Source organism: Paraburkholderia sp. J63 (assembly GCF_905220245.1).
GTDB lineage: Bacteria > Pseudomonadota > Gammaproteobacteria > Burkholderiales > Burkholderiaceae > Paraburkholderia.
Genome location: NZ_CAJMZF010000100.1, coordinates 2,501 through 5,207, shown reverse-complemented (window position 1 = coordinate 5,207; position 2,707 = coordinate 2,501). Strand labels below are relative to the sequence as shown.

1 rRNA gene (only partly in view) is annotated in these 2,707 nt (G+C 53.3%); it reads right to left on the bottom strand.

The annotated features are described in order from the left end of the window. Nucleotides 1-43 precede the first annotated feature (43 nt). Nucleotides 44-2,707 (bottom strand): 23S ribosomal RNA (locus U5775_RS38460); it runs 217 nt beyond the window's last position.

The following is a 2,707-nucleotide window of genomic DNA, read 5'->3' as shown; positions in this document are numbered from 1 at the left end:
AAGTGCTGAAGCACCAACGAGCATCGCGAAACACACCTGTTATAGGATCAAGCCTTACGGGCAATTAGTATCAGTTAGCTTAACGCATTACTGCGCTTCCACACCTGACCTATCAACGTCCTGGTCTCGAACGACCCTTCAAGGAGCTCGAAGCTCCGGGGAAGTCTCATCTTGAGGCGAGTTTCCCGCTTAGATGCTTTCAGCGGTTATCTCTTCCGAACATAGCTACCCGGCAATGCCACTGGCGTGACAACCGGTACACCAGAGGTTCGTCCACTCCGGTCCTCTCGTACTAGGAGCAGGCCCCCTCAAACTTCCAGCGCCCACGGCAGATAGGGACCAAACTGTCTCACGACGTTTTAAACCCAGCTCACGTACCTCTTTAAATGGCGAACAGCCATACCCTTGGGACCGGCTACAGCCCCAGGATGAGATGAGCCGACATCGAGGTGCCAAACACCGCCGTCGATATGAACTCTTGGGCGGTATCAGCCTGTTATCCCCAGAGTACCTTTTATCCGTTGAGCGATGGCCCTTCCATACAGAACCACCGGATCACTATGACCTGCTTTCGCACCTGTTCGACTTGTCAGTCTCACAGTCAAGCACGCTTATGCCATTGCACTATCAGCACGATTTCCGACCGTACCTAGCGTACCTTCGTACTCCTCCGTTACCCTTTGGGAGGAGACCGCCCCAGTCAAACTGCCTGCCATGCACTGTCCCCGATCCGGATTCACGGACCAGGGTTAGAACCTCAAACAGATCAGGGTGGTATTTCAAGGACGGCTCCATTGAGACTAGCGTCCCAACTTCACAGCCTCCCACCTATCCTACACAAACCGGTTCAAAGTCCAATGCAAAGCTGCAGTAAAGGTTCATGGGGTCTTTCCGTCTAGCCGCGGGGAGATTGCATCATCACAAACACTTCAACTTCGCTGAGTCTCGGGAGGAGACAGTGTGGCCATCGTTACGCCATTCGTGCAGGTCGGAACTTACCCGACAAGGAATTTCGCTACCTTAGGACCGTTATAGTTACGGCCGCCGTTTACCGGGACTTCAATCAAGAGCTTGCACCCCATCATTTAATCTTCCGGCACCGGGCAGGCGTCACACCCTATACGTCCACTTTCGTGTTTGCAGAGTGCTGTGTTTTTATTAAACAGTCGCAGCCACCAGTTTATTGCAACCCCTTCACCCTCGGAGCGCAGGCTCCTCAAGCTACCAGGGCGTACCTTATCCCGAAGTTACGGTACCAATTTGCCGAGTTCCTTCTCCCGAGTTCTCTCAAGCGCCTTAGAATACTCATCTCGCCCACCTGTGTCGGTTTGCGGTACGGTCACTGTGAAACTGAAGCTTAGAGGCTTTTCTTGGAACCACTTCCAGTTGCTTCTGCTCCGAAGAGCATGGCCTCGCACCCTTGAATTGCGCGCCCGGATTTGCCAAAGCGCCTTCTCCAATGCAAGGACCGGGACTTCCAACACCCGGACAACCTTCCGCGATCCGTCCCCCCATCGCATTTCACAATGGTGCAGGAATATTGACCTGCTTCCCATCAGCTACGCATTTCTGCCTCGCCTTAGGGGCCGACTCACCCTACGCCGATGAACGTTGCGTAGGAAACCTTGGGCTTACGGCGAGGGGGCCTTTCACCCCCTTTATCGCTACTCATGTCAGCATTCGCACTTCTGATACCTCCAGCACACCTTCCGGTGCACCTTCGCAGGCTTACAGAACGCTCTCCTACCATGCACATAAATGTGCATCCGCAGCTTCGGTATATGGCTTAGCCCCGTTACATCTTCCGCGCAGGACGACTCGATCAGTGAGCTATTACGCTTTCTTTAAAGGGTGGCTGCTTCTAAGCCAACCTCCTGACTGTTTTAGCCTTCCCACTTCGTTTCCCACTTAGCCATATTTGGGGACCTTAGCTGGCGGTCTGGGTTGTTTCCCTCTTGACACCGGACGTTAGCACCCGATGTCTGTCTCCCGTGATTGCACTCTTCGGTATTCGGAGTTTGCTATGGCGACGTAATCCGCAATGGACCCATCAACCATGACAGTGCTCTACCCCCGAAGGTGATACACGAGGCACTACCTAAATAGTTTTCGGAGAGAACCAGCTATTTCCAGGTTTGTTTAGCCTTTCACCCCTATCCACAGCTCATCCCCTAACTTTTCAACGTTAGTGGGTTCGGTCCTCCAGCACGTGTTACCGTGCCTTCAACCTGGCCATGGATAGATCACCTGGTTTCGGGTCTACACCCAGCGACTGGACGCCCTGTTCGGACTCGCTTTCGCTACGCCTGCCCTATTCGGTTAAGCTTGCCACTGAATGTAAGTCGCTGACCCATTATACAAAAGGTACGCCGTCACCCCTTGCGAGGCTCCGACTGTTTGTATGCATGCGGTTTCAGGATCTGTTTCACTCCCCTCCCGGGGTTCTTTTCGCCTTTCCCTCACGGTACTGGTTCACTATCGGTCGATCACGAGTATTTAGCCTTGGAGGATGGTCCCCCCATCTTCAGACAGGATTTCACGTGTCCCGCCCTACTTGTCGTACACCCAGTTCTTCCAATCTGTTTTCGCCTACAGGGCTATCACCTGCTATGGCTGCACTTTCCAGAGCATTCGGCTAACAGTTCAGATAAAGAGTACAGGCTCATCCCATTTCGCTCGCCACTACTCTGGGAATCTCGGTTGATTT